The organism is Arthrobacter sp. B0316-1-20 (genome assembly GCF_059091865.1).
This window is the reverse complement of sequence record NZ_JBNHHC010000149.1, coordinates 1-4424: the sequence shown is the minus strand read 5'-3', so window position 1 is coordinate 4424 and position 4424 is coordinate 1. Positions and strand designations below refer to the sequence as shown.

4 protein-coding genes and 3 pseudogenes are annotated in these 4424 nt (G+C 67.7%); 6 read left to right on the top strand and 1 reads right to left on the bottom strand.

Annotated features, from left to right (window positions below; genetic code table 11):
• The 5 genes and pseudogenes from AC5RW2_RS40770 to AC5RW2_RS40750 all read left to right on the top strand — a co-directional run.
• Window positions 1-628: alpha/beta hydrolase (locus AC5RW2_RS40770; protein WP_494075276.1), on the top strand; the 628-nt coding region annotated here is incomplete at its 5' end.
• Window positions 629-689: 61 nt separating this feature from the next.
• Window positions 690-881, top strand: a complete 192-nt coding sequence (locus tag AC5RW2_RS40765; RefSeq protein WP_494032243.1) for a hypothetical protein — start codon at window positions 690-692, stop codon at window positions 879-881.
• A 93-nt stretch (window positions 882-974) separates the two neighbouring features.
• Window positions 975-1097: pseudogene (locus AC5RW2_RS40760) on the top strand (helix-turn-helix domain-containing protein); the annotation flags it as partial.
• Window positions 1098-1297: 200 nt separating this feature from the next.
• Window positions 1298-2170, top strand: a pseudogene (locus tag AC5RW2_RS40755) (RNA-guided endonuclease InsQ/TnpB family protein); the annotation flags it as partial.
• Window positions 2171-2326: 156 nt separating this feature from the next.
• On the top strand, window positions 2327-3016 hold the full coding sequence (locus AC5RW2_RS40750; protein ID WP_494032242.1) for an MFS transporter: 690 nt from the start codon (window positions 2327-2329) through the stop codon (window positions 3014-3016).
• On the opposite strand, the gene AC5RW2_RS40745 is transcribed toward AC5RW2_RS40750, so the two are convergent.
• A complete protein-coding gene (locus tag AC5RW2_RS40745; protein ID WP_494032241.1) occupies window positions 2970-3911 on the bottom strand; it encodes an MBL fold metallo-hydrolase in 942 nt (313 codons plus the stop codon). The two genes, AC5RW2_RS40750 and AC5RW2_RS40745, sit on opposite strands and share 47 nt — an antisense overlap.
• A 214-nt stretch (window positions 3912-4125) precedes the next feature.
• Between AC5RW2_RS40745 and AC5RW2_RS40740 the strand changes: the two are divergent.
• A pseudogene (locus AC5RW2_RS40740) lies at window positions 4126-4424 on the top strand (CocE/NonD family hydrolase); the annotation flags it as partial.

Below are 4424 nucleotides of genomic sequence, written 5' to 3'. Positions count from 1 at the left end.
CAAGGAGACCGGCCACAAGGTCATCTCGGTCGGCTATCGCCGGGCCCCCGAGGCCGCCTTCCCGGCCGGCCTCGACGACTGCTACGGAGTGGTCCGCTGGGCCGCCGAGCAGGGCGGGAGCCTGACGTGGGACGGCAAGAACCTCGCCATCGCGGGCGACAGCTCGGGCGGCACGTTCGTGGCCGCCGTCGCTGCGAAGGCCCACGATGACGGGTTCGACCGCATCACGCACCAGGTCCTGTTCTACCCGTCCCTGGACCTGGACTTCGACGTCGACCGCTACGCCTCGCTGCGGGAGAACGCTGAGGGGTATGGGCTGGAGACCGCAGGTCTGAAGCCCTTCAACGCCTTCTACATCGAGAGCGGGGCGGATCCGGCGGACCCGCTGGTCTCTCCCATCAAGCGTGAGGACCTCTCCGGCCTGCCAAAGACCCTGGTCATCACGGCCGAGTACGACCCCCTGCGGGACGAGGGCGAACTCTACGGCCAGCGCCTGAAGGAGGCCGGCGTCGAAGCGACGGTCAGCCGCTACGCAGGGGCCAACCACGGTTTCGTCCAGAACTTCTCCTGGATTCCGGAGTACTCCCGGGTGTTCCAGGAGACGGGTGACTTCCTGAACCAGGGCTGAGCCCGCCCTCCTCACCACCATGCCTCGGCGGCACGGATCACCGGACCCGTGCCGCCGACGTGTGTCCGACCCCATGGATTCCGGCGAGGCTGCCGACATCGGCAGTTGCGGATTCTTTGGAACGATGGTCGGCGCGATCCTGTGCGGGACCCTGGCGGACCGGTTCGGCCGGAAGAGCGTCTACTGGGTTGCCGCGCTTCCGCTGCCCTTCCTGCTGTTCATCGAGATTTCCGCGTGGAAACGCCGTCAGTGAGGCCGGGGAAGAAACGCGGGTGGCGGCCCCATTCTGTGGGTGGCAGGTGGAAAGGTGTGAACCGAAGCCGTTGCTGACTGCTCGGGGAAGGCGATGATGAAGCGCTACCGGTACCGTTTGTACCCGGACGAGTCCCAGAAGGGGATGCTCGCCCGCGTGTTCGGTTGCGTCCGGGTTGTCTTCAATGACGGCCTGGCCGCAAGCCGGGCGGCCCACGAGGCCGGCGAGTCCCGGCCCCGATATGTAGAGTTGGCACGGCGGATGGCCCTGTCCAAGCGAACCGAGGAACGCGCTTGGCTGGGCGAGGTCAGTGACGTGGCGTTGCAGCAGTCGCTGCACGACCTCGAGGGCGCCTACAGCGCCTTCTTTTCCCGGATGACCAAGAAGAAGGCTGGCAAGCTCCCCAAGGAGCGAGGGCCGGGGCTCCGCGGTTCAAGTCCCGCCGGGATGGCCGGCAGGCGTTCCGGATCACGGGCAAGGCCAACACCCGGGTCCGGAAGGTCTCGGCCACCCGGGCCCAGGTGTGGATCCCGAAGATCGGGTGGGTCGGGTTCGCCCTCTCCCGTCCCCTACCCTCCGTCCCGTCGAGTTACACCGTCGTGCACGAGCCGGACGGACGCTACTATGTCTCCTTCGTTGTCGAGACCCCCGCCTGGACCGCACCGGATGCGGCGCACCAGGCGGCCGGTGTCGACTTGGGCTTGGGGGACCTGGCGGTCATCGTCCACGACGACGGGACGGTGGAGAAGGTCCCGGCGCCGAGGCACCTGCGCACCCAGCAACGCAAGCTCGCCCGCGCCCAGCGCGAGCTGGCCCGCCGGCAGAAGGGCTCGGCCAACCGGGACAAGTCCCGGACCAAGGTCGCGGCCATCCACCGCAAGGTCCGCGACGCCCGCACCGACCACCACCACAAGCTTGCCTGCCGGATCGTTGACGAGAACCAAGTCATCGGCCTGGAAACCTTGGGCATCACCGCCCCGGCCCGCACCCGGATGGCCAGGAGCATCCATGACGCCGCCTGGGGGATCCTCGTGCGGCGGATCCAGGAGAAGGGAGCCGAGACCGGGCGCACCGTGGTGCGCGCACCCCGGAACTTCCCCTCCACCCGGATGTGCCACGCCTGCGGGCACGTCAGGGAGCCGGTTCCATTGAACGTCCGATCCTGGGCGTGCGCGTGCGGGGCCATCCCCGACCGCGACACCAACGCGGCCATCAACCTCAGGGAGTACGCACTGAAGACCGTCGCCGCCGGACCGGCGCAGCAACCTGATTCGGGCGAAGCTGCTTAGGAGACGCTAAACGCCTGCCGAGACCAGGTCAGACCAAGGTGAAAGCCCCGGCACAGGTCCCAGACGCAGGAACCATCCCGAGCCGCCCCACCAAGGGCGGCCAACCGGGAAGTCCCCGTCCGTAAGGGCGGGGAGGAGGTCAACATCACCTTCGACATGTACGACCTAGTCGTCTACGGGTCTGTCCTACCTGTCCTCATGAAGGAGTGGTCCGTAGACCCCGTCGCCGCGGGCGCCATCGGCAGCTATGGGATCTTCGGCATGATGGTTGGCGCCATCCTGTTCGGGATCCTGGCAGACAGGCTCGTCCGCACGGGCGTCGCGCTCTTCAGCGTCGCCACTGCGCTGTGCAGCTTCGCCGACGCACCATGGGGTCCAGCAAACCTCCTACTCCTCGTCTCCCAGTACTACCCATCCTTCATGCGCTCGACGGCGATCGGGCTGGCCTCGGGCGTCGGGCGGATGGGCGCTGTCGTCGGACCGATGTTCGGAGGCGTCCTGCTGGCGCTCAGCCTTCCGGTCGAGATGAACTTCCTCTTCGCCATCCCCGGCGTCTTCGCCGCCCTGGCCTTCCTGTTCGTTCCGCTGGCCAAGGGGAAGGCCCGGGAAGCAAGCAGCACCGGGCCGCCTCGAAGGAGACCGAGGTCCCCGCTCCGTGAGCTGACAGCTTACGACGACGGCGGCGCCCACCTCGGACGCCTCACGCACCAAAGCGGCGCACCCAGCGATGGGTGCGGGCCGCCGTCGTTATTCAGATGGCTTCCCGGCCGGGCGGCGGGGATCACCTCGCTGCAGGGGTTCAGCGAGCCTGGTCGAACTGCTGACGGTAGCCGTGCAGCGTGGTGAAGAATGGAGAGGGCTCCAGCGTGGGGTCGCCGGTGTAGCCGAGCTCCTCGGCGACCCGGGCGAACGGGGAGTACACCGAGTCGGTCTCCCGCAGACCGTCCTGCAGGTACCGCTGGGCGGCGTCGGCGATGCGGGCCTCGAGGTCGAGGCTCTGCTGGAGGGCCTGCTGGGCGTGCTCCCGGTCCAGCCCGATCTCGTAGGGCTCCCCGTCCGGGCCGCGGTACGGGTGGCCCAGGAACAGACGGTTCGGGCGGACCTCGTCGCGCAGGTACTCCAGGCTCGCCCGGTAGGTGCTCGGGTCCTCATAGCCCGGAAAGCCGTTGGCGGCACCGTGGGCCTGTACAGCGTCGCCGACGAAGACGTCGTCCCGCCCGTCGATGACGTAGGCCACGGAGCCGGTGGTGTGGCCCGGGATGTGGTGCACGGAGACGGAGACATCCCCGCCGAGGGATAGGGTCTCCCCGCCCTGCACCAGGAGGGTCGGCTCCATCTCGCCCGAGATGGCCTGCTCTGCCATCCCGATCTGCTTGGCCTCGCCCTCCGGGTCCTTCAGGTACTTCTGCCGCACATCCACGTACTGGTCGACGTGCGTGCGCCGGGAACGCAGAAGGGGAGCGTCGGCTTCATGGATCACGACCTGGGCGCGCCGGCCCGTGAGCTCCCACAGGGCGTGCGCGCCGCCGAGGTGGTCAATGTGGCCGTGGGTCAGCAGGATCCAGCGCACCTCCTCGATGCTGCGGCCGAGCTTTTCGAGCGCGGGGGCCATGCCGTCGGCGGGCGATGAGGCGATCCCGGTGTCGACAATGGCAGGCTCGGGAGCGTCAATGAAGAAGCTGTAGAGGCCGAAACGACCCCAGGGTGACACCAGCGGATGGACTTTCACTTCTTGCGTCATCGTTCTCTCCTCAGCTGCAGGACCGGTTCATGGTCTTCGATGGTCGTCGGCCACGGCGTCGAGGGCCCGTGCCCTCAAGCCTTCAGCACCGCGAGTGGATCGCAACGACCGTGTGGCGTTGCATATAGCTTCTTTATTATAATAATATGTTCATGTCACGCTCTGGGGGGCAGGTCTGCCAGCGGGACACACTCGATCAAGGAGTTGCACACTCATGACTGATTTCACGACGTGGAATGCCGGCGGGGAGAAAATTGCCATCCGCAAGGACCTCCGGGTCCCGATGCGGGACGGCGTCGAGCTCGCCGCGGACGCCTATCAGGGTGTTGAGGACAAGCCGCGCCCGGCGCTGGTGGCGCTGAGCCCCTACGGCAAGGAACTGCAGGCGCTGGCCCTCACCACCCCGCCCCAGCGGCGCCCCAGCCCGATGTGGGACGGCTGCATCGAAGCCGGCGACATCGCCCGCATCGTCAAGGAGGACTATGTCCACGTCATCGGCGACATCCGCGGCTC